This is a genomic window from Novosphingobium sp. BL-S-24 (genome assembly GCF_055521575.1).
In genome coordinates this window covers 14752-40927 of sequence record NZ_CM145488.1, presented here as the reverse complement: position 1 = coordinate 40927, position 26176 = coordinate 14752, and the positions used below count along the sequence as shown (strand labels likewise).

The 26176-nt window shown below is 62.5% G+C and carries 20 protein-coding genes, 2 tRNA genes and 1 other RNA gene; 8 read left to right on the top strand and 15 right to left on the bottom strand.

Going from position 1 to position 26176, the window contains the following annotated elements:
- Positions 1–7: 7 nt before the first annotated feature.
- The gene (locus ACZ1JM_RS05415) at positions 8–472 is read right to left on the bottom strand and encodes an Lrp/AsnC family transcriptional regulator (protein WP_465133825.1); all 465 of its coding nucleotides are present in this window, start codon (positions 470–472) and stop codon (positions 8–10) included.
- A 250-nt stretch (positions 473–722) separates the two neighbouring features.
- Between ACZ1JM_RS05415 and ACZ1JM_RS05410 the strand changes: the two genes are divergently transcribed.
- Together ACZ1JM_RS05410 and ACZ1JM_RS05405 are read left to right on the top strand one after the other, a co-directional pair.
- Positions 723–2606 carry a histidine kinase gene (locus tag ACZ1JM_RS05410; protein ID WP_465133824.1) on the top strand — a complete coding sequence of 628 codons (1884 nt, stop codon included), beginning with the start codon at positions 723–725 and terminating at the stop codon, positions 2604–2606.
- A 64-nt stretch (positions 2607–2670) separates the two neighbouring features.
- Positions 2671–3675 carry a polysaccharide deacetylase family protein gene (locus ACZ1JM_RS05405; RefSeq protein ID WP_465133823.1) on the top strand — a complete coding sequence of 335 codons (1005 nt, stop codon included), beginning with the start codon at positions 2671–2673 and terminating at the stop codon, positions 3673–3675.
- Positions 3676–3723: 48 nt separating this feature from the next.
- Here the strand turns inward: ACZ1JM_RS05405 and ACZ1JM_RS05400 are convergent.
- From ACZ1JM_RS05400 to ACZ1JM_RS05390, 3 genes are all read right to left on the bottom strand, one after another.
- Positions 3724–3800, bottom strand: a tRNA-Pro gene (locus tag ACZ1JM_RS05400).
- Positions 3801–3850: 50 nt separating this feature from the next.
- Positions 3851–3926 (bottom strand) — tRNA-Ile (locus tag ACZ1JM_RS05395).
- A 148-nt stretch (positions 3927–4074) separates the two neighbouring features.
- Positions 4075–6756, bottom strand: a complete 2682-nt coding sequence (locus tag ACZ1JM_RS05390; RefSeq protein ID WP_465133822.1) for a M1 family metallopeptidase — start codon at positions 6754–6756, stop codon at positions 4075–4077.
- Between the two features lie 260 nt (positions 6757–7016).
- Here ACZ1JM_RS05390 and rpsF point away from each other — a divergent pair, with 260 nt between their 5' ends.
- The 4 genes from rpsF (at position 7017) to ACZ1JM_RS05370 (ending at position 9832) form a co-directional block, all read left to right on the top strand.
- Complete coding sequence (gene rpsF / locus ACZ1JM_RS05385) at positions 7017–7379, top strand: 30S ribosomal protein S6 (RefSeq protein ID WP_465133821.1); 363 nt, start codon at positions 7017–7019, stop codon at positions 7377–7379.
- Between the two features lie 5 nt (positions 7380–7384).
- A complete protein-coding gene (gene rpsR / locus ACZ1JM_RS05380; protein WP_039284546.1) occupies positions 7385–7609 on the top strand; it encodes a 30S ribosomal protein S18 in 225 nt (74 codons plus the stop codon).
- Positions 7610–7623: 14 nt separating this feature from the next.
- On the top strand, positions 7624–8223 hold the full coding sequence (rplI, locus tag ACZ1JM_RS05375) for a 50S ribosomal protein L9 (RefSeq protein ID WP_465133820.1): 600 nt from the start codon (positions 7624–7626) through the stop codon (positions 8221–8223).
- Between the two features lie 178 nt (positions 8224–8401).
- The gene (locus ACZ1JM_RS05370; protein ID WP_465133819.1) at positions 8402–9832 is read left to right on the top strand and encodes an AMP nucleosidase; all 1431 of its coding nucleotides are present in this window, start codon (positions 8402–8404) and stop codon (positions 9830–9832) included.
- Positions 9833–9884: 52 nt separating this feature from the next.
- On the opposite strand, the gene ACZ1JM_RS05365 is transcribed toward ACZ1JM_RS05370, so the two are convergent.
- The 9 genes from ACZ1JM_RS05365 to hrpB form a co-directional block, all read right to left on the bottom strand.
- The gene (locus ACZ1JM_RS05365; RefSeq protein ID WP_465133818.1) at positions 9885–11729 is read right to left on the bottom strand and encodes a M2 family metallopeptidase; all 1845 of its coding nucleotides are present in this window, start codon (positions 11727–11729) and stop codon (positions 9885–9887) included.
- A gap of 90 nt (positions 11730–11819) precedes the next feature.
- Positions 11820–12533, bottom strand: a complete 714-nt coding sequence (locus tag ACZ1JM_RS05360) for an alpha/beta fold hydrolase (protein WP_465134987.1) — start codon at positions 12531–12533, stop codon at positions 11820–11822.
- A 92-nt stretch (positions 12534–12625) separates the two neighbouring features.
- Entirely contained in the window at positions 12626–13651 is a 1026-nt protein-coding gene (locus ACZ1JM_RS05355) for an aspartate-semialdehyde dehydrogenase (protein ID WP_465133817.1), read from the bottom strand.
- A 155-nt stretch (positions 13652–13806) separates the two neighbouring features.
- Positions 13807–16218 (bottom strand): endopeptidase La, encoded by a 2412-nt coding sequence (gene lon, locus ACZ1JM_RS05350; RefSeq protein WP_465133816.1) that lies wholly within the window; start codon positions 16216–16218, stop codon positions 13807–13809.
- 297 nt (positions 16219–16515) lie between these two features.
- A complete protein-coding gene (locus tag ACZ1JM_RS05345) occupies positions 16516–16851 on the bottom strand; it encodes a YbaB/EbfC family nucleoid-associated protein (RefSeq protein ID WP_465133815.1) in 336 nt (111 codons plus the stop codon).
- 1 nt (position 16852) lies between these two features.
- Positions 16853–18676, bottom strand: a complete 1824-nt coding sequence (locus ACZ1JM_RS05340; protein WP_465133814.1) for a DNA polymerase III subunit gamma/tau — start codon at positions 18674–18676, stop codon at positions 16853–16855.
- Positions 18677–18785: 109 nt separating this feature from the next.
- Positions 18786–18880: signal recognition particle sRNA small type (gene ffs / locus ACZ1JM_RS05335), an RNA gene on the bottom strand.
- Positions 18881–18947: 67 nt separating this feature from the next.
- On the bottom strand, positions 18948–19226 hold the full coding sequence (locus tag ACZ1JM_RS05330; protein WP_465133813.1) for an ETC complex I subunit: 279 nt from the start codon (positions 19224–19226) through the stop codon (positions 18948–18950).
- A gap of 45 nt (positions 19227–19271) precedes the next feature.
- On the bottom strand, positions 19272–21725 hold the full coding sequence (gene hrpB / locus ACZ1JM_RS05325) for an ATP-dependent helicase HrpB (protein WP_465133812.1): 2454 nt from the start codon (positions 21723–21725) through the stop codon (positions 19272–19274).
- A gap of 167 nt (positions 21726–21892) precedes the next feature.
- Here hrpB and ACZ1JM_RS05320 point away from each other — a divergent pair, with 167 nt between their 5' ends.
- Positions 21893–23821, top strand: a complete 1929-nt coding sequence (locus ACZ1JM_RS05320; RefSeq protein ID WP_465133811.1) for a putative bifunctional diguanylate cyclase/phosphodiesterase — start codon at positions 21893–21895, stop codon at positions 23819–23821.
- 2 nt (positions 23822–23823) lie between these two features.
- Here the strand turns inward: ACZ1JM_RS05320 and ACZ1JM_RS05315 are convergent, their stop codons facing one another.
- Together ACZ1JM_RS05315 and ACZ1JM_RS05310 are read right to left on the bottom strand one after the other, a co-directional pair.
- Entirely contained in the window at positions 23824–24591 is a 768-nt protein-coding gene (locus ACZ1JM_RS05315; protein ID WP_465133810.1) for an energy transducer TonB, read from the bottom strand.
- Positions 24592–24661: 70 nt separating this feature from the next.
- Positions 24662–25678 (bottom strand): polyprenyl synthetase family protein, encoded by a 1017-nt coding sequence (locus ACZ1JM_RS05310; protein ID WP_465133809.1) that lies wholly within the window; start codon positions 25676–25678, stop codon positions 24662–24664.
- Positions 25679–25786: 108 nt separating this feature from the next.
- Between ACZ1JM_RS05310 and ACZ1JM_RS05305 the strand changes: the two genes are divergently transcribed.
- Positions 25787–26113 carry a chorismate mutase gene (locus ACZ1JM_RS05305; protein WP_465133808.1) on the top strand — a complete coding sequence of 109 codons (327 nt, stop codon included), beginning with the start codon at positions 25787–25789 and terminating at the stop codon, positions 26111–26113.
- The last annotated feature ends 63 nt before the right edge of the window (positions 26114–26176 follow it).

The following is a 26176-nucleotide window of genomic DNA, read 5'->3' as shown; positions in this document are numbered from 1 at the left end:
GCGCCGATCAGCCCATCGGTACGCCAGGCATGCTCTTGGCCGTGCGGATCGTGAGTGAGGTCTTGACGCTATCCACATTGGGTGCAGGCGTCAGCTTGCTGGTGAGAAACTCCTGGAAACTTTGAAGGTCACGACTGACGATCTTGATGATGAAATCGATCTCGCCATTGAGCATGTGGCATTCACGCACTTCGGGCAGACCTTTCATATGATCTTCGAACGCGCGGAGCGACTCTTCCGCCTGGCTTTTCAGGCTGACCAGCGCGAATACGGTGATCGTGAACCCCAGTTTCGATGCATCGAGATCGGCATGATAGCCCTGGATCACGCCCGCTTCTTCAAGGCTGCGAACCCGGCGCAGGCAAGGTGGAGCTGTAAGCCCGACACGCTGCGCCAGCTCGACGTTTGTGATCCGACCTTCCTCCTGCAATTCTGCCAGCAAGCGGCGGTCGATTTCATCGAGATTGATCATTTAAATTTCCCCGGCGGGAGCGTTCTACCGCTCCCAGTCTGCAACTTACACATCGAAAACGCCAGTGCGCCGTAATATTATTAGGCCATAGCGTAATTGTCCCGCTTTGCAACGCCGGAAACTGCGCCCTTTCGTTGTCCACAGGGTTTGTTACGCAGTGAACCCTGTTGTTTTCCTTATAGTAAACATAGGGAGCGCATAGGGAGTGTTCTGTCATGGTCGATCAGGCCATTCAGGCACCGGAGACCGAATGCATTTCGACGATCGCCTTGCTACTGTTTTGCGCCTGCCATCCTCGGGGGATGGGATGGCGCGAATTCAGTTCAGGCAGCTTGTCGATATTCTTGGACAGGCTCCAAACGCCGCAGAACCGGACGTTCTCGTGGAAGCAGGCTTCGCGCGGCTTGAGGAATTGGGGCGCCAGATCTCCCCCGTGGATCGCGCCCGTCTGCTGAGACAGCCATTGCAACCCATCACCAATTCCCGCCTTCTGGCATGGCTGGCCGACGCGGAACCCGACGTGGCTTGTGCAGCGATTCGCTCCGCCCAGCTTACGGACGATGATTGGTTGGCGCTGATCCCCGCCCTTCCAGTCCGTGCTCGCGGGATATTGCGTCATCGCTGCGATCTTCCTGAGCCAATTGAAGCGCTGCTGGAGCGATTGGGCATTCGCGACCGCGGGCTTCCACCGTCGGCTGCCAGTGCCGAACTTATCGCGCTGGACGTTCCGATTGACGAGCCGGACCCTGAAGCCCCGCTTCCCGACATAGCGCGACCATCCTTCAATGCGCCCACCGGCGATATCGGCCTCGATCAGGACATCTCCAACGATGTGCTGGAACTGCTCGACATGGCGGACTCTTCACCGCCACCGACTTCTCTCAGCGAATGGGCCAGGGCACGCGCTGCCCAGCATCATCGCGACCTGCAGCAGAAAACGGCTGGCGAGAGCGCCGCGAGCGAAGCCGGTATCGGCGCGATCGTCCGCCGTATCGAAGAATTCCGCAAAGCCCGCGCCGCGATGGGACCTCCCGAGACCGGCGCAGAGGCTCCTCGCCTGCCGTTGGGGGACACCGCACCCGCATCCGTTCGCCTCGCCCAGTCCATCGATTTCACGACCGACCTTCATGGGCGAGTGTCCTGGGCGGACGGACCGCACGCTCCGTCAATAATCGGCCTCAACCTGGCGGGTGCGCAAGATCGGTCGATTGCGGGCGCGGATCTGGCATCCATCATGCGGCAGCGGTTTCCGATTTGCGCGATCCGCCTCACTCTGGCTGGCGCGCCAGCCATCACCGGCCACTGGCAGGTGGATGCAGCACCCCGGTTCGAGGCCGGATCGTTCACCGGCTACTGCGGCCGCATTCGCCGCCCTGCCCCTCCCGTGCAGGTCAAGTCCCCTCCCCCCGTGGACACCTCAGAAGCCGAGCGAATGCGTGAGATCCTGCATGAATTGCGCACGCCAGCCAACGCCATCCAGGTGGCGGCCGAGATCATCCAACAGCAGTTGTACGGCCCCGCACCCCATGAATATCGCGCTTTGGCCGCAGCGATTGCCGGGGACTGCGCCCATATCCTCGCGGGGTTCGAGGAACTGGATCGCCTGGTAAAGCTGGAAACCGGCGCGATGCCACTGGATGACGGAGAGTGCGATCTCGCCCGCGTCCTTGCGCAGACCGTGGTCCGCCTTCGCGCCTGGACGGAGCCACGGCGGAGTGGCTTTATGATGGCATCAGACCCATCCGCCACCAGTTTGCCCGTCCGCGTCGCACGGGTTGAGGTCGAGCGTATGGTCTGGCGGCTGCTCGCTGCGTTGGCCGGCTCTACTGCCCCGGGAGAAGCTCTCTCGCTCAACTGGGCAGTTGATCAACATACCGTCGAGATAGCCGTTACTCTCCCCGCCGTTCTGGCCGAGCGCGATCCTTCGGCGCTGTTCGAAGCGGTCGCTGGGGACCGAGGTCAGTCATTGGCGGCGGGAATGTTCGGCATCGGCTTCACGCTTCGCCTCGCCTCGGCAGAAGCAACCGCTGCCGGAGGAACGTTGCAACGGGTGGACAACACCCTGCGTTTGTCTCTCCCCGCCTTGACCGGGTCTGACACAGACAATAGCAATTCGGCAACCTTTACGCACTAAGGCGTCAAGGGCCGCTGCCGTCGATTTCCGGACGGGCGGATGCGACCCTTGGAAGGGAAAGTTCTTGCCCGGACCCAATCTCCTGGAGCTACCCGGCAAGCAGTCTTTTGCCTCGTTCGGCAAGGAATTCGGCCAGCGCTTCATCGTGACCGTCGATACCGAGGAAGAGTTCGACTGGTCGGCGCCGCTCGATCGCGAAAAACACAGTGTCGTCACCGTTCCCGTCTTGCGCAAGTTCCAGCAATTCTGCGAAGGTTTCGGCGTATCGCCCACGTATCTGGTCGACTGGCCCGTCGCATGCTCTTCGTTGGCGACCGATGCGATCGGCGATGCCGTCGCGCGCGGGGCGGCTGACATCGGTGTGCAGCTTCATCCGTGGGTCAGCCCTCCATTCACTGAACAAGTAAGTGAGTTCAACAGTTTCGCCGGCAATCTTCCGTTCGAGCTTGAACGCGAAAAGCTGCGCACTTTGCGAGACAAGATCGACACCACGTTTGGCGTCGCACCGCGTATCTACCGGGCGGGCCGTTATGGACTCGGTCCACGCACCGCCGAAATCCTTCGCGAATGCGGGATCGCAATCGACACATCGGTTCGCGCCCGCTGGGACTACAGCGGCAGCGGTGGCCCGAACTATCGGGAGCATCCGCTCCATCCATATTGGGTGGATCAGGAGCGGCGTCTTCTCGAACTGCCTTTGACGACCGTCTATTGGGGTCCGCTACGTCAGGTGGGGAACGTCATCTATCCGCACCTGTGGCGCACGCCCCAGGTTCGTGGCGTTCTGGCACGCGCCGGTCTTCTCGAACGTATTCCCCTGACCCCCGAAGGCATCACCGCCGCAGAAGCACTACGCGGCGTGGACATTGCGATCGATGAGCGCCTTCCCGTGCTGGTGTTCTCATTCCACAGCCCTTCCCTCGCCCCCGGCCACACGCCGTATGTGCGCAATGGCAAGGATCTGGACGGATTGTACGATTGGTGGCGCAAACTATTCACGCATCTGGAAAAGCGGGGCGTAAAGCCTGCTAACGTGACGCAAATTCTGAGCGCCGCAAACGGCAGCTAGCGACGCGTTTTCGCAGCCCATCGGATCTGATTTCTGTGAGAGCCGTGTTGGTCGGGGAGACAGGATTCGAACCTGCGACATCCTGCTCCCAAAGCAGGCGCGCTACCGGACTGCGCCACTCCCCGACCTCACGGGCGTCGATGTAACCGACAGCCGAAGCTATCGTGTCCGGCATTGGTGGGCCCGGCAGGATTCGAACCCGCGACCTAGCCGTTATGAGCGGCCAGCTCTAACCGCTGAGCTACAGGCCCGCCGTACCGGTCCCGACCCCATCGACTTGGCCGGACGACTGCGCGTTAGCTAGGGAATCGAGCCGATGCAAGGGTGGTTGTCGGCAATTTCATCCACAGGCCGAATTAAGAGGCGGCGCGAGGATTGCACTGCCTCTCGGTCGCATGATCAATAGCCCGATTTGGCCAGCCATGCGTCCACTTCGCCCATGCGCGTCGCCTGTACCTTGATCCGGTCCTCGATCTTGGCGACGGCCTCGTTCACCGGCCGGCGTGCGTCGGCTGGGAGATTGGCGTCGGCATAGGCCTTCAACTTCCCGACCATGGCAGGATCGGCGCTGTTCTGGGCCAGCCGCGCGACGTATCGTGTCGCACCAGAGCTATCGACACGGGCCATGACAGCAGCATTGTTGGCGACGACGAAATCGAACGCCCGGCCAGGCTGGTCGGTAGCCACAGCGCTGATGATGACGGGGGTCGTGGTGACTCCCGGCTCATCTGTCAGCGCCAGAGCCAGCGCCTTGTCGGCAAGTTGCGGATCACGTGCCCGGCCAAGCAGGGAATACAGCGTTGTCTTCACCTGAGCCGACGTTTCCTCACGCGCGAGCGCGTGCAGCGCGTCCCATGTTTGGGCATCCGCGTGCTTCGCGACCACCGTCAGGATCGATACGCGCAGCGAAGGGTCAATAGCGCTCGGGTCTGTTTTCGAAGCGGCGAAACGGCGACGTGCTTCGGCAACGACCCCCGGTTCACCCAGATCGCCAAGCGTCTCGATCAGGGTGCCGCGCAAATCGCCGTCGGTCACGGCCTCGTTCGGCCTCGGCGTCCAACCCAGGCGCTCAAGCACGGGCAACAATCGGGCAGATGCGAAACGAGCGAGCGCCGCCTCCCGCTTGGCGTTGCCCTTTGCGTACTCAGCCAAGCCGGATATGACATCGGCCGCCCGCTCCATGACTTGCGGTGAGGCATCGACGGGCAGTCCTTTGATCAGACCGAGCATATCGGCCATCGGCTGCTGCCCGGCATAGCCCAGCGCCACTGCATCGTTCAGGATGCCCAGCTGGTCGACAGGCTGCACTTTCGCGATCTGGCGGCTGAGGCCTGCAAACGTCGCGGAATCGTACAGCACCCGATAATAGCCTGACTGGCCTGCGTTTACGACCACCGGCCCGCACGACGCGACCTGCAGCGTACCTTTGCCCTGCAACAGTGTGTCGGTCACTTTGCCATCAAATCCCGCAGCCCGCACCGGTACGCGCCAGTTGAGCGGCTGCTTGTTCGCTCGGTCGCGAGTGAATTCGCCCTGCTCCAACGTCAGGCGCGTGACACCCGCAGCACAGGACGACGACACCTTCACCAGCGGAATGCCGGGCTGAAGCGTAAAGTCATGCGCGATCTGGGCAATCGGCTTGCCCGAGGCGGCTTCCATTTCGCGCCACAGATCATCGGTCACCGTGTTCGAGTTCTTGTAGCGCGCCATGTACGTGCGCACGCCCGCCCGCCACTGCTCGGAACCGGCATAAGCCTCCAGCATGCGGATGACTGCTTCGCCCTTGGAATAGGTGATGTTGTCGAAGGCCTGGCTCGCCTCCTCCACCGTCTTGATCGGCGTAATGATCGGATGAGTCGTTACATAAGCGTCTTGGCTCATCGCCTGTTCGCGCGAGGATACGCCGGTCAGTTCGGGATGCCACTCGGGATGGAATTTCTGCGTGGCAAGGCTCTCCATCCACGACGCAAAGCCCTCGTTAAGCCACAGGTCGTCCCACCACGACATCGTTACGAGATCGCCGAACCACTGGTGAGCCATTTCGTGCGCAACGACCGTGAAGATGCGTTCGCGAACCGCGTTCGATGCGATCTTGGGATCGAGCAGCATCGCGTTTTCGAAGTAGAAGATCGCGCCCCAGTTTTCCATGGCGCTGAAGAACTGGCTGCGACCCGGCGCGGCGATGTTGTCCATCTTGGGCAGCGGGTACTTTTCCCCGAAGTAGTCGTTCATCCACGGCAGCAACGCGGCGGATGACTCCAGTGCATAGTCTGCCTGAGCGAGATCGCCCTTCTTGGTCAGCACGCCCACCTCCGTACCGGCGGTCTGCACGGTCTTGCGCTCGAACTCGCCAAGACCGAAAAAGAGCAGGTAAGTGGACATGCGCGGGCTGGTGCCGAAGGTTACGAGCGTCTTGCCCTTGCTCGCGGGCTTGCGGCTTTCAACCGGCAAGTTGCCGACCGCCACTTCGTTATCCGGCACCACCGCCTTCAGGCTGAACGTCGCTTTGTAGAACGGCTCGTCCCACGACGGCATAAAACGCCGCGCGTCGGAATTTTCGAACTGAGTAAACAAAGCGCGCTTCTGGGTGCCGTCAGCCGCTTTGTAATCCAGTGCGAACAGGCCGAATGCCTGGGTGTTGATCTTGCCCGCGTAATCGATCGACAGCACGTAGCTTCCCGGCGTCAGCGGCTTTGCAAATGTGAAAGTGGCGGTCTGCGCCTTGGCGTCGATGGCAATCTTGGGCGCGCCGATGCGCTGCCCCATCTTGGAGGCAAGCGCCGCTTTGGCGATTTTCAGGTCAGCGGCCTGCAGCGTGATCGAACTGGTCGCGTCCTTGACATCCACCGTGATCGCAACCTTGCCGGTGAAGGTCATTGCCTTCGCGTCCGGCGTGACCGTCACGTCATAATGGCTTGGGCGCACGTTGCGCGGGAGTTGTGTCGTCACCGTCTCCGCCGTGGCGCCTTTGCTTGTGGAGGCATCGACGGCAGCTTGCGCCGCAACCGGCGACGGCAAGAGGGCAGGCAGGGCGACACTTGCCATAAAGAATAAGGCAGAACGACGGACAGCAGCTATCATGGGGCGACTCGTTTCTATTAAATAATGGCACGGTGCTAACGCCCGGACGCCCATGCGCAACAAAAATGCCAATCCGCGCAACTTTGCATGGAGCGAATTTGTTCCCGTCAAAGCTCCATTCGCTTGCAATCCGCTCACAATCGCGTATTGGGCCGCCTTCCGTGCCATCGTGAATGGCCGGAAACCGAAAGAAAGCCGGAGGGGCCCCGCAATCCCGCGGACAAGCCAGCGATCGGTTAGATTGATGAAAGGAAGCTGCCGTGGCTCTATATGAGCACGTGTTCCTGGCACGCCAGGACCTCAGCCAGGCGCAAGTCGACGCACTTGCCGCCGCCGCAACCGAGATCGTCGAAGCCAACCAGGGCAAGGTCGTGAAGACCGAATCCTGGGGCCTCAAGAATCTCGCATACAAGATCAAGCGCAACCGCAAGGCGCACTTCGTGATGCTCAACCTCGAAGCCAACGGCGCCGCTGTCGCCGAGCTTGAGCGTCAGACGTCGATCAACGAAGACGTGATCCGTTACGTGACCATTCGCGTTGACGAGCACGAGGACGGCCCTTCGGTGATGATGCGCAAGAGCGATCGCGAGCGTACTCGCCGTCGCGAACGTGAAGGAGCCTGATTCCTATGGCACGTGCATTCTTCCGCCGCCGCAAGTCCTGCCCGTTCTCGGGCAAGAACGCGCCGAAGATCGATTACAAGGACGTTCGTCTGCTGCAGGGCTTCATGTCCGAGCGTGGCAAGATCGTTCCGAGCCGCATCACGGCGGTTTCCGCCAAGAAGCAGCGTGAGCTGAGCCAGGCGATCAAGCGCGCCCGGCACATCGGCCTCCTGCCCTTCATCGTCAAGTAAGGAGGGACTGACCCATGGACATCATCCTCCTGGAACGTGTCGAGAAGCTCGGCGCCATCGGCGACGTCGTCTCGGTGAAGGACGGCTACGCACGCAACTACCTTCTTCCCAACAAGAAGGCACTGCGCGCCAACGATCGCAACAAGAAGGTCTTCGAGGCCAACCGCGCCAAGATCGAAGCCGAAAACGCAGAGCGTCGCTCGGCCGCACAGTCGCACTCGAGCGACGTCGAAGGCAAGCAGGTCGTTCTGATCCGCGCCTCGTCGAACTCGGGCCAGCTGTACGGTTCGGTTTCGGTGCGTGACATCGTCGACGCACTGAACGCCGAAGGCGCGAACGTGTCGAAGCAGATGATCGTGCTGGAACGCCCGATCAAGACGCTCGGCATCTTCGACGTCAAGGTAACGCTGCACCCTGAAGTTGTCGTTACCGTCAAGGTCAACGTCGCTCGTTCGCCTGATGAGGCCGAACTGCAGAACCAGGGCGTGGACGTGATGGCCGCGATGTTCGAACAGGACGTCTCGGGCTTCACCGAAGCCTACGACCCGAACGCTGAACCCGGCGAAATCGCGGTCGAAGACGAAGCGGAAGAAGAAGGCGAAGCTCAAGCCTGAGCCTACCCTTCGGCATTCGCCAAGGATCAAAAAGCCCTCGCTTCGTCATGAAGCGGGGGCTTTCCTATTTAGGCGTCAGGAGTGGCCAAGCTGGCTACCCCTCAGCGATCGCGACCGTCATATCCTTGCCCTCAATGCCACCTATTGCGTCAAAAGACGGTTTGCGTAATAGGTCGCCATGCAAATGATGAAAGAAACGCTCGCGGAATTGGTCCGCGTTTATGAAGCCGCCGTCTCCACTCTCAAGGCCGACATCACCGCCTTTGTCGAGCATGGCACTCTTCCCCCACACGATCGTCGCGACCAGCGCCTCTGGACCTATCCAGATCTGCGCATCACGTATCGCGGCACCGAGCGCGCTGCGCGTGCATCACGGGCGTTCGGCCGACTGGAACTGCCCGGCACGTACGCAACGACGGTCACCAAGCCTCACCTCTTCGCAGACTACCTGACCGAGCAGCTCGCGCTGATCGAGGCGGAGTACGAAGTCGAATTCCAGGTCACCCGTTCGGCACAGGAAATTCCCTTCGCCTACGTCCTCGACGGCGTTCCTGTCGGCGCGGTCACCCCGCACGAACTGGCGGCGCATTTCCCCAGCACAGACCTCGCCATGATCGGTGACGAGATCGCCGACGGCATCCACATCTTCGGGGAGGACCAGCCGCAGCCGCTCGCGCTGTTTGACGGCCTGCGCACGGATTTCAGCCTCGCCCGTCTGGCGCACTATACCGGCACCAGCCCGGAACACTGCCAGCGCTTCATCCTGTTCACCAACTATCACCGCTATGTCGATGAATTCGTGGACTGGGCCGGTAAGCAAGTCGGCAGCGACGGCTATGTCGCCCTGTCGGGTGCGGGCGGTCTCATTCTGGACGCGCCGGTCGACAATGCCCGCGCGCGCCTGTCTGACACCGCATGGCGTCGCCACCAGATGCCGGCCTATCACCTCATTCGCGAGGATCGCTCAGGCATAACTCTGGTCAACATCGGCGTCGGCCCATCCAATGCAAAGACCATCACCGACCACCTTGCGGTTCTGCGACCTGAAGCCTGGCTGATGATCGGCCACTGCGGCGGTCTGCGCGAAAGCCAGCGGATCGGCGACTACGTACTGGCCCACGCGTATTTGCGTGACGACCACGTGCTCGATCCGGTCCTCCCCCCTGAAATCCCGCTGCCCGCCATCGCCGAAGTGCAGCAGGCCTTGGCGCAGGCAGCCGAGATCGTCAGCGGCGGCGGCGGGGCGAACCTTAAAAAACGGATGCGGACGGGCACGATCGTGACCACCGACGATCGCAACTGGGAGCTTCGTTACACAGATTCCGCCAAGCGCTTTTCGCTCAGCCGGGCGATCGGCATCGATATGGAAAGCGCCACGATCAGCGCGCAGGGCTACCGCTTTCGGGTGCCGTACGGCACCTTGCTGTGCGTGTCGGACAAGCCTCTTCATGGTGAGTTGAAGCTGCCGGGGCAAGCCAATCGTTTCTACGAAGAAGCGATCGCCAGCCACCTCAAGATCGGCCTCATCACCTGCGACCTCCTGCGCGAACAGGGGGATCGATTGCACTCTCGCAAACTGCGCGCGTTCAACGAACCGCCCTTCCGCTAAGAGCCGCGCGACGACAGCCGCCGGGGCTTATGCCCGGCGGCCGATCTCGCGCTTACCAGCCTGACTTTTCGCCCTTGTTCTGGGCGTCGAGCCATTTCTTGAGCGGGGCGAAGTAGTCCAGCATCGGCTTGGCGCTCATCTTGCTCGATCCGGTGAACACCTTCAGCGCTTCGGGCCACGGCTTAGACTGACCCATTTCGAGCATCGCGTTCAGCTTCGCACCGACCTGCTTGTCCCCGTAAAAGCTGCAACGGTGGAGCGGGCCCTTCCAACCTGCCTGCTTGCAAGCCGCCTGATAAAACTGGAACTGCAGGATGCGCGCCAGGAAGTAGCGTGTGTAGGGCGTGTTGCCCGGCACGTGATACTTCGCGCCGGGATCGAAGCCATCGTCTGGCCGCGCGGAAGGCGGGACGATCCCCTGATACTCCAGCCGCATCTGGGTCCACGCCTTGTTGTAGTCAGCCGGAGCAATCTTGCCGTCGAAGATGTTCCAGCGATACCGGTCGATCAACAGGCCGAACGGCAGAAAAGCCACTTTATCCATCGCCTGCCGCAGCAGCAGCCCGGTGTCCTTGTCCGCGCCGGGCACCCGCGATTTGTCGAGCAGGCCGATCTGAACCAGATACTGCGGCGTGATCGACAGGGCGACGAAATCGCCGATGGCTTCGTGAAAACCGTCGTTGGCGCCGTTCAGGTACAGAAACGGCTGCTTGTTATAGGCGCGCTGATAGTAATTGTGGCCCAGTTCGTGATGGATGGTAGTGAAATCATCCGCGTTCACCTTGGTGCACATCTTTATGCGGATATCGTCCTTGTTGTCGACATCCCAGGCAGAGGCGTGGCAGATCACTTCGCGATCGGCCGGCTTGACGATCATCGAGCGGGTCCAGAACGTGCCGGGCAACGGATCGAAGCCCAGCGAGGAATAGAAGCCCTCGCCCGCTTTCACCATGTCCACCGGTGTCTTCTTCTGCGCGGTCAGCAATTCGCCCACGTCATAGCCAAGATCGCCTGCCCCCGACGGCGCGACCAGCGGATAGATGTTACCCCATTCCTGCGCCCACATATTGCCAAGCAGGTCCGCGCGGATCGGCCCGGTGCGCGGCTGCACGGCGTCGCCGTACTTCTCGTTCAGCTTGCGGCGCACATAGGTATGAAGCGCGATATACAGGGGCTTCGTCTCTTCCCAGAGCCGCTGCGTTTCTGCCGAAAACTGCTCCGGCGTCATGTCATAGCCAGAACGCCACATCGCACCGACGTCGGCATAGCCCAGCTCACGCGCGCCCTGGTTGGCGATGCCGACCATTTTCTCGTAATCGCCCCGCATGGGCTTGCCGACATTGTCATGCCAGGAGGTCCACATCTCGGCATATTCCGCCGGGGTGTGCTGAGGATTACCCATCTGCTCTTCAATATCGGAACCGTTGATCGGCTTGCCGTTGAGCGTACCCTTGCCCTTGCCGTACGCCGAGGACAGGCGCGTGGTGATCTCGCTCAGCTGCGCCGCCGCGCCCGGCGTGTTCGGCGCCGGGAGGACAATGCCCTGGCGCAGAATTCCAAGCTTGCGCGATACATCGGGATCCAGGCCGCTGACCTTGGCAAACCTGGCGGCCTCGACGGCGTATCTCACCTGCTTTTCGGTCAGCTCACCATTCGACTTGGCGGCCAGCGCGTCGGTGTCCTCGTTGATGTACGTGTAGTTGATCCAGTTGGCCCGGTTATTGTCGATCGAGAAATCGAACAAATCCTTTTCGGCATCGGCCACGAAGCGGGCGGCGCCATTTGCCGTCGTGGGATAGGCGGGAGCCGCCTCAGCGGCCTGCTGGGCAACCGCTGGCGCCGCGACGAACGACAGGCTTGCTGCCAGCGCCGCCAAGGCGGTGGATGCGAATTTCATGGGAAGACCTCTCCAAACCTTTTTGAATGGTTCAAGAGTATACCCCGCACGTGGCAGGGCAATATCCCACGGTCGTGTTTTACCCCGCCGTCAGGAGAGGAACGCGGCGATGGCCCTGCCCATTTCCTTGAACGTGACCGATGACATGTGATTGCCGGGCGTCTCCACGTACGTACCGGTTGGCAGCGCCTCAGCCAGTTCCTGGGCCGATCCGTTATCCTGATCGTCTGCGCCGCAAACGCACAAAGTCGGCATCGTGATGCGAGCGATGGCATCAGGAGACGTATCGTCTACCGAACCCAGCAGCAGCCGCGCCGCTGTCCGGTCGATCTTCATGGTTTTCATGAACGCCTGAGCGACAAACGCCTTGTCGCCGCGCTCGATCGTTCCGAAGCGGTCGATGGCATCCACGAAGTGCGCGCTGCGCCGTGCCCACCCGGCCAGACCGCTCAACCCCATGCCACCCAGGACGAGCTTGCGTGGTGCAAGACCAGCCAACACGCCTCGCACCGATGTCCGCGAACCAAGTGAAAATCCGCCGAGGTCATAGTCGGTCAGCCCGAGAGCATCGATCACCGCCGTTAGGTCCTGAACCAGAACATCGGAGGGGTAAGCGGCCGGGTCATGCGGTCCCTCGCTTTGCCCATGCGCGCGAAGGTCTGGCATGATTACATCGAAACCGGCATCCGCAAGTACCTGTGCATTACCGTACTTGATCCAGTTGACCTCGGCGGAGGAGAACAGGCCATGCAACAACACCAGCGGTCGCGCAGCAGGTGCGGTCGATAGCCGATGCACCGCCATCCTTGCTCCGCCAAAACCTTTTACGAACTCGGTCGTCACTTCACTCAAGGCAATCTCGCTTATGCTTGGCCGGGGGCAGCCGCGCCTCGCCGTCAGCCCTTTTTCAGGTGGCGACGGCCCAACAATTCGGCGATCTGTACGGCGTTGAGCGCCGCGCCCTTGCGCAGGTTGTCCGAAACGCACCACAGCGCCAGGCCGTTCTCGACCGTCGAATCCTCACGCACGCGGCTGATGTAGGTCGCGCCGTCGCCCACGGCTTCTACCGGGGTCACGTATCCGCCGTCCTCACGCTTGTCGACGAGCATCACACCCGGTGCCTCGCGCAGAATGTCCTGTGCTTCGGTCGCGGAAATCTCGTTCTCGAACTCGATGTTCAGCGATTCAGAATGACCGACGAATACCGGAACGCGCACGCAGGTTGCCTGCACCTTGATCTTGGGATCGAGGATCTTCTTGGTCTCGACCACCATCTTCCATTCTTCCTTGGTCGAACCATCGTCCAGGAACACGTCGATGTGCGGGATTACGTTGAAGGCAATCTGCTTGGTGAACTTGCGCGGGACGACGGAATCGCCGACGAAGATCGCCCGGCTCTGTTCGAACAGCTCGTCCATGCCCGTCTTGCCCGCACCCGATACCGACTGGTACGTCGATACGACGACGCGCTTGATCGTCGCCTTGTCGTGCAGGGGCTTGAGCGCCACGACCATCTGCGCGGTCGAGCAGTTGGGATTGGCGATGATGTTGCGCGCCGTGTACCCGTCGATCGCTTCCGGGTTCACTTCCGGCACGATCAGCGGCACGTCGGGGTCCATGCGGTAAAGCGAGGAATTGTCGATCACCACGCATCCAGCCGCAGCGGCCTTGGGGGCATAGACCTTGGTCGCCTCGGAACCGGCGGCGAACAGCGCGATGTCCCAGCCTGCGAAGTCGAAATGTTCGAGGTTCTTGACCTTGAGCATGCGATTGGTGTCGCCATACTCGATCTCGATCCCGATCGAGCGCGACGAGGCGACGACCGCAATCTCGTCTGCCGGGAATTCGCGCTCGGCGAGAATGTTGAGCATTTCACGGCCGACATTCCCGGTCGCGCCGACGACGACTACGCGGTAACCCATGGCAAGATCCTTCCAGCAGCGCCGATGGCGGCGCCCGATATGATGGAGGCGGGTACAGGCAGAGCCGCATGAGGGCAAGCACCGCCCACCCGCCAGGTGCGACAAAGGGCGCCGGTAATCCGACGCCCCTCATCAATTCCGGAATACCCTTAGGATCAGTGCGCGGTGGCGCTGGCCGTAGGGGTGGCCGGTGGCGGCGCGGTGGCCAGTTCGTCGGCCTCTGTCCATTCGATTGCCGAGAGCGGTTCGGTCAATGCCTTGGCGAGAACCTCATCGACGTGCGAAACCGGGATGATCTCCAACCCCTGCTTCACGTTGTCAGGGATCTCGGCCAGATCCTTGCGGTTCTCCTCGGGGATCAGCACCGTGGTGATACCCCCGCGCAAGGCGGCCAGCAGCTTTTCCTTCAATCCGCCGATCGGCAGGACGCGACCACGCAAGGTGACTTCACCCGTCATGGCGATGTCCTTGCGAACCGGGCTGCCGGTGAGCGTCGACAGGATGGAGGTGACCATGCCGATGCCCGCCGAAGGACCATCCTTGGGCACCGCGCCTTCGGGAAGGTGGATGTGGATGTCCTTGCGGTTGAACACGCTCGGCTTGATGCCGTACGCCGGAGAGCGGGCACGAACGAAGCTGAACGCGGTTTGGATCGACTCGTTCATTACGTCGCCGAGCTTGCCGGTGGCCTTGATCTGACCCTTGCCCGGTACCGTCACCGCCTCGATCGTCAGCAGTTCGCCGCCGACTTCCGTCCAGGCGAGGCCCGTCACCGCACCAACCTGATGTTCTTCCTCGCCGATGCCGTGACGGAACTTACGCACGCCAGCGAAGTCCGACAGGTTGTCCGGCGTGATCGTGATCTCGGTCGCTTTGCCTTCCAGGATCTGTCGCAGCGACTTGCGCGCGAGACGCGCCACTTCGCGTTCGAGCGTACGGACGCCCGCCTCGCGAGTGTAATACCGGATCAGGTCGCGAAGCGCTTCCTGCGTCAGCGTGAACTCGCCCTTTTTCAGGCCGTGCGCCTCGATCTGCTTTTCGATCAGGTGGCGCTCAGCGATCTCAACCTTTTCGTCTTCGGTGTAGCCCTCCAGACGGATGATCTCCATGCGATCCAGCAGCGGCTGGGGCAGGTTCAGGCTGTTCGCCGTGCAGACGAACATCACGTCAGACAGGTCGATATCCAGTTCCAGATAGTGATCCTGGAACTTGGCGTTCTGTTCGGGATCGAGCACTTCGAGCAGCGCCGATGCCGGGTCGCCACGGAAATCCTGACCAAGCTTGTCGATCTCGTCCAACAGGAACAGCGGGTTCGACCGCCCGGACTTGCGGAGGTTCGTGACGATCTTGCCCGGCAGCGAGCCGATGTAAGTCCGACGGTGACCGCGGATTTCGGCCTCATCGCGTACCCCGCCCAGCGACTGGCGGATGAATTCACGCCCCGTCGCCTTGGCGATCGACTTGCCCAGCGAGGTCTTGCCAACGCCCGGCGGGCCGACGAGGCACAGGATCGGCCCCTTCAGCTTGTTGGTACGCGCCTGAACCGCCAGATACTCGATGATCCGGTCCTTGACCTTGTCGAGCGCATAGTGATCGGCGTCGAGGATTTCCTGCGCGGTCGAAATATCGCGCTTCAACTTGCTCTTCTTGCCCCACGGCAGGCCGAGAAGCACGTCGAGATAGTTGCGGATGACGGTCGCTTCGGCGCTCATCGGCTGCATGGACTTGAGCTTTTTCAGCTCTCCCATCGCCTTTTCGCGTGCTTCCTTCGACAGGCGCGTCTTCTCGATCTTGTCGGCCAGTTCGAGCAGTTCGTTGGCCTCGTCGCCCTCACCGCCGCCGAGTTCGGACTGGATCGCCTTCAGCTGTTCGTTGAGGTAATACTCCCGCTGGGTCTTCTCCATCTGGCGCTTCACGCGGCCACGGATCTTGCGCTCGACCTGCAGAACGCCGAGCTCACCTTCCATGAAGGAGTAGACCATTTCCAGGCGCTTGAGCGGATCGGCTTCCGACAGGACGGCCTGTTTGTCCGATACTTTTGCGGAAAGCTGTGCCGCGACGGTATCGGCCAGCTTCGCCGCATCTTCGATATCGCCCAGTTGTTCCCCGGCGTCCTGGCTCAGCTTCTTGTTGAGCTTCGCATACTCGCCGAACTGATCGACGACCGTGCGCATCATCGCCGAGACTTCGGTGCCTTCCGCCTCGACCGGATCGAGCATTTCCACGCCCGCCACAAGCATGTCGCCTTCTTCGGTCGTTTCGGAACGCAGCGTTTCCAGACGTGCGCGGTCCTGCCCTTCGACAAGCACACGAACGGTGCCGTCCGGCAGTTTCAGCAGCTGCAGCACGCTGGCGACGACACCCGTATCATACAGATCATCGCGGTCGGGATCGTCACAGCCCGGATCGAGTTGGGCGAGGAGGAAAATGTCCTTGTCACCGGCCATCGCGGCTTCGAGCGCGGCGACGGATTTCTCACGACCCACGAACAGGGGCACGACCATGCCCGGGAAAACGACGATGTCACGCAGTGGCAAAAGCGGAAGCAGGTTCAAGGTAGTATCCATTCTTCATGCGCAAGGATGGACCATGGCCCTCCCCGGCTCTCATTGAAGATATGGGGTCTTCGCCTCGCCTTGCAATCCGTTGCAGGCGAAAGCCTGTGGACGTACCGCCTGGATCAGGGAACGAATGCCACCAAAATGGCTTGGATCGTCAAGGCTTTGCCGGATGAGCCTCACGCAGGGCTGCAACGGGTTAAAATCAAGACACTGACATCGGCTGGTCAAACAGGCGGCCAGGCGCAAGCGGTTTAAACCGCATCGCGGTCACGGATTCGCATCCGCGACCGCTGCGGATCGGGATCAGAACGGCAGCTTGAAGCCCGGCGGCAAACCCATGCCCTGCTGCGCCTTGGCCAGTTCCTCGTTCGCGACGGAGTCCGCCTTTACGCGAGCATCGTTGTAAGCAGCGGCGATCAGGTCTTCCAGGATCGGTTTTTCGCTGGCCTGCATCAGGCTGTCGTCGATGGCGACGCCGATGACCCGGCCCTTGGCGGAGCAGCGGATCTTGACGAGGCCGCCGCCCGAAAGCCCTTCGACTTCCATCTGGTCAAGCTTGCCCTGCGTTTCATTCATCTGCTTCTGGATGGTCTCGGCGGCCTGCTGCGCGGCCTGGATCATCTCTTCCATCGATTTCATCTCAACGTCTCCAATTGCGCTGACCGCCGCCGATCGCGGCTGGTCGCTCATCATCAATCAATTCGGCACCGGGGAAGGCCGCCAGTGTCGCCTCTACCAGTGGCGAGGCGCGTAACGCCTCGGCATCGGCGGCCTTCCGAACCTCGGCAACCTCCACGAGCGTGGGCGCACCTTCGCCTTCCACCCGCTCCACCTGCCAGCGTTCGCCGGTCGCCGCCTGAAGCCCGGCGCGTATAACCCCGACAATATCCTCTCGGAACGCTGGCGGCTGGGTGTACCGCAGCATGCCCGGCGCCAGTTCAACCACACGAACCTGCATCCGCATCGTGTTGGCCGCGGACATTTCGCCTGCATGCTCCACATCGTCCACCAGCGCTTCCCAACGCGGCGCGATCGGGCTGGGAGCAGACGAACTGGAATGAGCTGACGGTGGTGGCGGGGAAGGCGCATCGCTGCCCGTTCCCTCAACCGGTGCGGCAGGAGCGCGCGCGGCGATCTCCTCCATCTTTCGTACCAGCGATCCGGGATCGGGCATGTCTGCAGCGTGCATGATCCGCAACAGCGCCATCTGCGCGGCGACAAGCGGATCGGGGGCCGACCTTACCTCGTCATGCCCCTTGAGCAGCAACTGCCACAGCCGATGAAGCTGTCCCGGGCGCAAAGCCTTGGCCCACCCTTCGATAGCCTCGCGCTCTTCAGTCGAGTGTGCGTCCTCCGCGTTGCCGGCTACCTGGGCCAGAGCGACCCGGTGGATCAGGTCCATCAGCCCACGCATGATCGCGATGGGTTCGACGCCCAGCGAGTACTGGCGTTCCACCACATCGAGAAGATCCGTTCCCCGCCCCTCCAGAATGGCCGCGATGAGGCCGCGCTGCACGCTCTTGTCCGAAAGGCCCAGCATGTCGCGCACCTTGTCGGCGCTGACCTGCCCACCGCCGTCGAGATCGGCATGGGCAATGGCCTGATCGAGGATCGACAGGCCATCGCGCACCGACCCTTCCGCCGCAGCCGCGATCATCGACAGCGCTTCATCCTCGGCCTCCACGCCTTCCTGCTGACAGACGTGAGCGAAGTGCGCGGCCAGCATCGGCGAAGGAATACGGCGCAGGTCGAAACGCTGGCACCGCGAGAGGACGGTTACCGGAAGTTTGTCCACCTCCGTCGTCGCGAAAAGGAATTTCACGTGAGCAGGCGGTTCCTCAAGTGTCTTGAGCAAGGCGTTGAAAGCATTGCGTGACAACATGTGGACTTCGTCGATGATGTAGATCTTGTAGCGCGCCGAAACGGCGGAATAGCGCACCGCTTCGATGATTTCGCGCACGTCGTCCACGCCGGTGTGGCTGGCAGCGTCCATCTCGATCACGTCGATATGCCGACCCTCAGCGATGGCGACGCAGGGCTCGCACACTCCGCAGGGGTCGATCGTCGGGCCACCGTTGCCGTCCGGCCCGATGCAGTTGAGTGCCTTGGCGATCAACCGAGCGGTGGACGTCTTGCCCACCCCGCGCACCCCGGTCATCAGGAACGCATGGGCAAGGCGATCGCGCTTGATGGCGTTGGCGAGGGTTTGCACCATCGCCTCCTGCCCGATCAGTTCGGCGAAGGTCTGCGGGCGGTATTTGCGGGCCAGCACGCGATAGGGCTGTGCGGCGGGCGCAGGTTTGGGCGCAGTGAACGCCGCAGCCGGGGTTTTGGGCGCGGCATCAGCAGGGGCACCGAACATGGACTGCTGCCCCGCCGCCTCCAGTTCGGCAGCGTCAGGTGCGTCGTCGTCCTTATCGTCCCAAGGGGGCGTATCGCCGAGCATATCGCGTGAATCGTCCATCGTCGCGCAAACTAGGGGCTGGGCCGGCGAATGTCAGGGAAAAAGCGGCAGCATCCACAGCCTTGAACGGCCATCGCGAGAAAAGCGCGGAATAGGCCAGCGATGGTGAGATAAAGGAGCCGGGTGACCCACCGCAACCCGTTGTGGCTGCTTCCTTCCGGACCTGACCAAGTTGGCGGACGCAAGCGCCCACCCGACTCCCGGGCGGGCATATGGCGGCGGCAATCAGGTTTGTCCAGCCCCGCGGCCTACAAACCTGACCGGAAAACCATCACCGGAAGTTGTCGGCGTATGCCTGGATCTTGAGGCGGCGCGGCGGCGTGGGATGCACCGTCACGTCGATCCCGTAGCGATCGGCATAAGCCTTTGCCTCTTCCACGGTGGGGAAGTTCAGCACGACCTGCTGCTGCATGTCACCGGAACCGGCCCAGCCCATCAGCGGATCGGGCTTCTTCGCTTCGGCCGGAACGAATTCCAGCGTCCAGTGGTCAAGCAGCGCCTTGCCGGACTGCATGGCGTTCTTCGGGCGTTGATAGATGCGTGCGCTCATAAGCCATGGCCTTGCCCTCGAATCGCGCCGAAAATCAAGCGCGAATCATTTTCGTCGGCTCGCTTCGAACGCGTTACGGGTTTTAAGGCTGGGATCTTCCGCCCACGGCTCGTCCGGCCAGCGGTGGCGAGGATAGCGTCCTTTCATGTCTCGCTGCACATCCTTCCAGGATCCGCGCCAGAAGCCCGGAAGATCGCGCGTGGTCTGGATCGGGCGACCGGCAGGAGAGGTCAGCTTGAGCAGCAGCGGCTGCGGTGGTTGCCCGAAAGTAGGATGGCGATCGAGACCGAACAGCGCCTGCACCCGCACCTCTACCGAAGGGCCGCCCTCGTCATCGTAATCGATGGCATGGGTCGATCCGGCAGGGCTGCGAAACTCCGGCGGGGCCAGTCGGTCGAGCGCCTGCGCTGCGTCCCAGTCCAGCCGGTTGCGCAGAGCCTGCGACAGCGCGCCGCCGTCCAGCGCATCGAGGCGTCGGGTGAGAAGCGGGCCCAGCCACTCCTCCAGATCGGCAAGGAGCGCTTCGTCCGAAAGGGCGTCAATCCCGGCATAGCGGGCACGGCGCAAAAGGGATTGCGCCCCCTGCCCCATTGGCACCAGCGACAGCCCGTTGGCTCGGATACGCGCGATCAGGAATGCGCGGATGGCTTCAGGATCAGGCGCCGGGTCGGGTCCGCTGGCCAGAGTGATTGCGCCGATCCGGCGTTCCAGCCGTGCCTCCACTCGGGCGTCATCTTCATTCCATCGCAGGACCGTTCGGCGCTCTACCGTATCGCCGAGCCACGCATCCACCTCCGCTGCCTCCAGCGAGGCGCCCGAGAGAATCCGCGCGCCTTTGGCCTGACCCTGCGCATCGCCGATGACCATCCATTCGCGCGCCGCCAGGGGAGATGCGGGATCGAGGACGTATCCCCTGCCCCCGGCGCTCAGCCATGTCTCGCCCGACCCATCGCGCCGCCGCGCGAGCATGTCCGGCCGCCCCAGCGCGAGCAGGATACCCGGCGGCATTTCGCCACTGTCGCGCACACCCGGCACCATCGCCTTCGCCCGACGCGCCCAGCCATCGGCCAATTTGCGGGACGCCTGCGCGCGGGGCGATCGATCCGTGTTCCAGCGTGACAGGCGCTGCGCCAGATCGTCGCTGCGCCCGCCCAGGCCCCGCTCCTGCAGCAACAACGCCAGCCGCGCGGCTTCGTCGCCAGCGCCCAGTTCGCATGCCCGCAGGATCATCGCGGCCTGCGCCGGATCCATCGGCAGGGAGGCGACCTTGCGCCCGAAGTCGGTGATGCGCCCCCCGTTATCGAGCGCGCCCAACGTCGCCAGCATCGTGCGCGCGGTGTCTAGCGCAGGCGGCGGCGGCAGGTCGAGCCAGGCCATCTCCGCCGGATCGCCAGCGCCCCACTGAGCCAGCGTGAGCGTCAGCGGCGCAAGGTCGCTGGTCAGCATCTCGGGCGGATCAAACTCGGCCCGGCCTGCATGCGCGGCTTCTTCCCAGAGACGATAGGCGGTGCCCGGTCCCTGACGCGCAGCACGGCCAGCGCGTTGGGCGGCCGACGCGCGGCTGGCCCGGTGGGTGACGAGGCGCGTTACGCCGGCGGCCTTGTCGAATTCCGCGCGCCTTGACAGTCCCGCATCGACCACGACCGATACGCCATCCAGCGTCAGCGACGTTTCGGCGATGGCGGTCGCCAGCACCACTCGCCTGCGACCTTCAGGATCACGCCGGATCGCCGCGCGCTGGGCAGCAGGATCGCATTGACCGTGAAGCGGCAGCACCAGCGCCGCAGGCAACTTCTGCGCCAATAGGTCGGCCACCCGGTCGATCTCACGCACGCCCGGAAGGAAGGCAAGTACATCGCCCGTCTGCTCCCGCCACGCCGTCAGGATGGCCGACGCCGTTGCATCCTCGATCCGCTTTTCAGGCGCGTGGCCCAGCCAGCGCAGATCGAGCGGCCATGCCTTGCCCGCGCTTTCGATCACCGGGGTGCCTTCCCCCAGCAGCCGCGCGAACCGGGTGCCGTCGATCGTCGCGGACATTACCACGATCCGCAGATCCTCGCGCACGACGCTACGGCTCTCGATGGCGAGGGCGAGGCCGAGATCGCTGTCCAGATGGCGCTCGTGCGCCTCGTCGAACAGCACTGCCGATACGCCAGCAAGTTCAGGATCGGACAGGATGGTGGAGACGAAAATCGCCTCGGTCATCACCAGCACCCGGGTCCAGGCCGATCGCTTGACGTCGAGGCGCGTAATGTAGCCGATCGTCTCCCCCGCGGTTTCGCCCAGCAGGGCCGCCATGCGTTCGGCAGCGGCACGGGCGGCGACACGGCGCGGAGAAAGCAGGATGACACTGCCGGTGCACCACGGCTGATCCAGCAAGGCAGGCGCCAGTGCGGTGGTCTTGCCCGCACCGGGGGGTGCAATCAGCACTGCACCAGAGGTATCGTTTAACGCCTGCAACAAATCGGGCAGGACGGCATGGATCGGCAGCGTGGACACGCGCTGCACCTAAACCGCTTCTGTAGCCTCGAAAAGCATCATTGCGGCGAGTAGCCGATACAACCGAAGCGGATCCATCTGCTGGCGATCGCTACAGTTCCTAAACACTTGGCAATCTAAGGAATGCGTACAAGCACCCATCCCGTCAATTTCATGCAGACCCGTAGATGCATCGCGCCGGACAATATCCATTAAGCGTCGCGCAGTTCCTGCGGCTGCGCGATCATATTCCGCCGATGTATGGCTTGCTGGCGATCAACGCGGCCGTGCTGGCGTTTACGCATCGTAACCTGGCTCCGCCCATCCTTGTCTACGTGGTGCCTACCATTTTGATCGCCGCGGCGCTTGTCAGGTCACTGGTATGGATGAAGGCGGTCACGAACGTCGATCTGGACGAGGCGACGGCGAAGCAGCGATTGCGCCGGACGATGATTTTCGCGGCCGTGGTTGCCCCGGCGTTTACCATCTGGGCGCTTCTGCTTGATCAGCATGGGGGGCCATACGAGCACGGGCACGTGGCCGTATTCATATCGGTGACTGTGCTGGCGTGCATGTTCTGCCTCAGTTTCCTGCCTTCGGCAGCAACACTGGTCAGCGTCCTCGTGCTGGGCACTTTCTTAGGCTACACCCTTTGGCACGGTTCGGAAGTGCTGGTCGCCATCGCGTGCAACATCGCCCTGGTGGCGATCTTGATCCTGAAGATGGTACATGACGCGTACCGATCATTTACCGGACTGGAAACATCTCAGCGCAACCTGAATGTAGAACGGCGTCAGGCCCAAATGCTGGGTGAGGAAAACGCCAAGCTGGCGCAGACCGACGAACTGACCGGAATGCCCAACCGCCGCTACTTCTTCAACACGCTGGAAAGCTTGCTTACCCAGTCCGGCGAATACGACATGTTCACCGTTGGCCTGATCGATCTCGATCGGTTCAAACCGGTGAACGACACCCACGGCCACGCCCACGGGGACCGTCTGCTCCAAATTATTGGCGAACGCATGATGAGCCGATGCCCGCCCGACACCATTGTCGCACGCCTGGGCGGGGACGAGTTCGGCCTTATCGTGCCGGGCAGTTCGCTGAAGGCCGAGCGCATCGCGAATGACCTGTGCCAGGCCATTCGGGAACCGGCACGGATCGGCGATTCACTGGTATCGGTGGGCTGTTCCGCAGGCCTGGCCGTCTATCCCGAAACGGCGACTGTCGCCGATCTGCTGTTCGATCGAGCGGATTTCGCACTCTATCATGCTAAAAACCATAAGCGCGGGCAGTGCGTCCTGTTCTCTGAGCACCTCGAACGCCTTATCCGCACGGAGCAGGCCATCGATGCGGCGCTGCAGGAAGCGAACCTCGAGGAAGAGCTGACGCTGGCGTTCCAGCCGATCGTGTCCACGCACGATCTGGAGCCGATCGGGGTCGAGGCACTGGCGCGGTGGCACTCGCCGCGCCTTGGCGACATCGCGCCCGATCTGCTGATCGGGTCCGGTGAGCGCATCGGCCGTTCGCGTGAAGTGACGCTAACGCTGTTCGACAAGGCGCTTCATGCTCTCGGCCAATTGCCGGAACCGCTGCGCGTCACCTTCAATCTATCCGGCAACGATATCGGTAATACCGATACGATCGACGCGCTGCTGGCGCGGTTTACGGAGTCCGGATGCGATGCGCGGCGGCTGTTGATCGAAATCACCGAGTCCTCGCTCATCGCCGAACTGGACAAGGCGAATGCGGCTCTCCAGCGCCTGCGCGCGACCGGGATGAAGATCGCTCTCGACGATTTCGGCACCGGGTATTCCAGTCTTTCGTCCCTGCACCAGTTGCCGCTCGACATGGTGAAGATCGACCGCAGTTTCGCAATGCGGCTGAATGAGGCAGCCGGTCGCCGCCTGATCACCGCGATCCGGCATCTGGCGCGCTCGCTTTCGCTTGAATGCGTGATCGAAGGGATCGAAACGGAAAACCAGCTCGTCAGCGCTAGGCTGGCCGGGTTCTCGCTGGCTCAGGGGTTCCTGATCGCCAAGCCGATGCCGCTAGACGAACTGCTGATCCGCCTGTCCGAACCGCTTGCCGTGGAATGGAAAGCGGCGACCGGATAACTTTATCCGTCGGCATGACGGGTACCGTATTCGATACGAATACGCACCCATTCGCCGACTTGTGGCTTCCCGTTGATGCGCGGCGGTATCACTTGGAACTGCCACGCGGCGTTGAGCACGGCGCGGCCAAAGCCCGAACCCCGCGGCGATTCTCCAAGAATCTGGCAATTTTCCACCCGGTATCGCTCGATCGTCTGGCACGCGATCATGCCCCACCCCTGCGGCGGCGCCTGCGCAGGAAGGTACCCGCCAAGTTGCGCGTCTGTCGGCTCCTTGTACCAGTCCGCGTTGTAGAGAACCGCGCCGCCCGGGCCTTCGCCGGGACCATAGGTCGATCCGCTATTGCCGCCACCGCCCTTGGGCGAACCGCTGCCCGACTTCTTCATCGCGCCGATGTCTGCCGCCGCCATATCCGCGCGTGACACCTTCAGAAACGAGAACGCCGGCTTTTCCGCTGCTTGAGTCGGCTCGACGACCGGAGGAACAGGCGTGCGAACGCGCACTTCTTCGTGTTCGGGCTGGTCCTCTTCCTTCTTCGGCGCCTGCTTCGCCTTGTCCGGTGACTTCCGGCCACTGTCAGCGTCCTGACCTTCGATATCGAACGTCACGGGATTGCGCGCCCTGTCGCGGTGGGGGGCCATCGTCGTCTGATAGAGCGCCACCAGCAGCGCGATCACGATGATCGCTGCCGAAAGCAGGGAAGAGATCAGGCGTTGGCGAGGCGAGCCGGGCTGATACCCCGTGCCGGCCCGATCGGCATCGGAGCGCATGAAACGGCCCTTAAGCGAGCCGCGCTCACATCGCAATTACGGCATTGTTACAAGTTGTCGCAACGCGCGATCAGTAGCGGCGGGCGACCGCAAATTCCACCGCCTCGGCCATCGCCGCGCGTGCTTCCCCGGCGGGGAATCCGGCGATCGAATCGATGGCGCGTTGGGCGTAATGACGCGCCCGCTCCCGCGTAGCTTCGACGCAGCCATGGCGGTTGATCAGCGACACGGCATGGGCCAGATCATCATCATCGGTGCGGAAACCGGCGATCGCGTCTTCCCAGAACTTGCGTTCCTCAGCATTGCCGCGTGCGTAGGCCAGGATGACCGGCAGGGTCATCTTGCCCTCCCGGAAGTCGTCGCCCTTGTCCTTGCCCGATTCCGAACTTTCCGAATCGTAATCGATCGCATCGTCCACCAGCTGGAAGGCGATGCCCAGATTGCGACCGAACGCATCGAGCGCCTGCTCCTCCGCTTCGCTGCGTTCAGCGACGACTGCAGAGATACGCGTGGCGGCGGCAAAAAGCGCGGCGGTCTTGGATCCGATAATCTGGAGGTAATGTTCCTCGCTCGTCTCGATCTTGCGCTGGGCGACCAGCTGATCGACCTCGCCCTCCGCAATGATCGAGCTGGCGCTGGAAAGGATTTTCAGCACCTTTAGGCTGCCGTCTTCCACCATCACTTCGAAAGCGCGGCTGAACAGGAAATCGCCGACGAGGACGGTGGCCGGATTGCCGAAAACGATGTTCGCGGCGGCCTTGCCACGGCGCATGTCCGATCCATCCACCACATCATCGTGCAGCAGGGTGGCGGTGTGAATGAATTCGACGGCAGCAGCCAGCTTGTAGTGGCGGTTGCCCTGATAACCGCACAACTGCGCCGCCGCGACCGTCAGCATCGGGCGCATGCGCTTTCCACCGCCCGAGATCAAATGACCCGCGAGCGCCGGGATCAGCGGGATCTCGCTTTGCATACGGTCGAGGATGACGGCGTTGACGCTGTTCATGCCGGCAGCGGTCAGCGCCAGCATGGGAGCGAGGGAGGGCTGTTGCCTGCGCGATTTCAGGGAAACGACATCTGCACTCATCGCCCCGCGCTTTGGGCGCAAGCACGCGGCAACGCAAGTGCTATTGCCACCAAATGGTCCGTCGAGACGACTGGAAGAGCAGGGCAAGGCGTGCTAGCGGGCGCGTCCATGACCCAGGACACGCCTTCAGCTTCCGCCCAAGGACAAGCCACCATCGATCCCGTTCTGGCGGGCTTTCGCTCCAGCATCGACAACATCGATGCCGCGCTGGTTCACATGCTGGCGGAACGTTTTCGGATCACGAAGGCCGTGGGAGAATACAAGGCGAAGACCGACCTTCCCGCGTCCGATCCCGGCCGCGAGGAACGCCAGATCGCGCGCCTGCGCGCCCTGGCGGAGGACGCCCACCTCGATCCCGATTTCGGCGAGAAGTTCATTCGCTTCATCATCGATGAAGTCATCCGCCATCACCAGCAGGCCAAGCACGACGCCTGAACCGGCCGGGGCGTGACCCCGACGATAAGGCGGACAGCGGGAAGCGATGATCGCCCCCGCCTA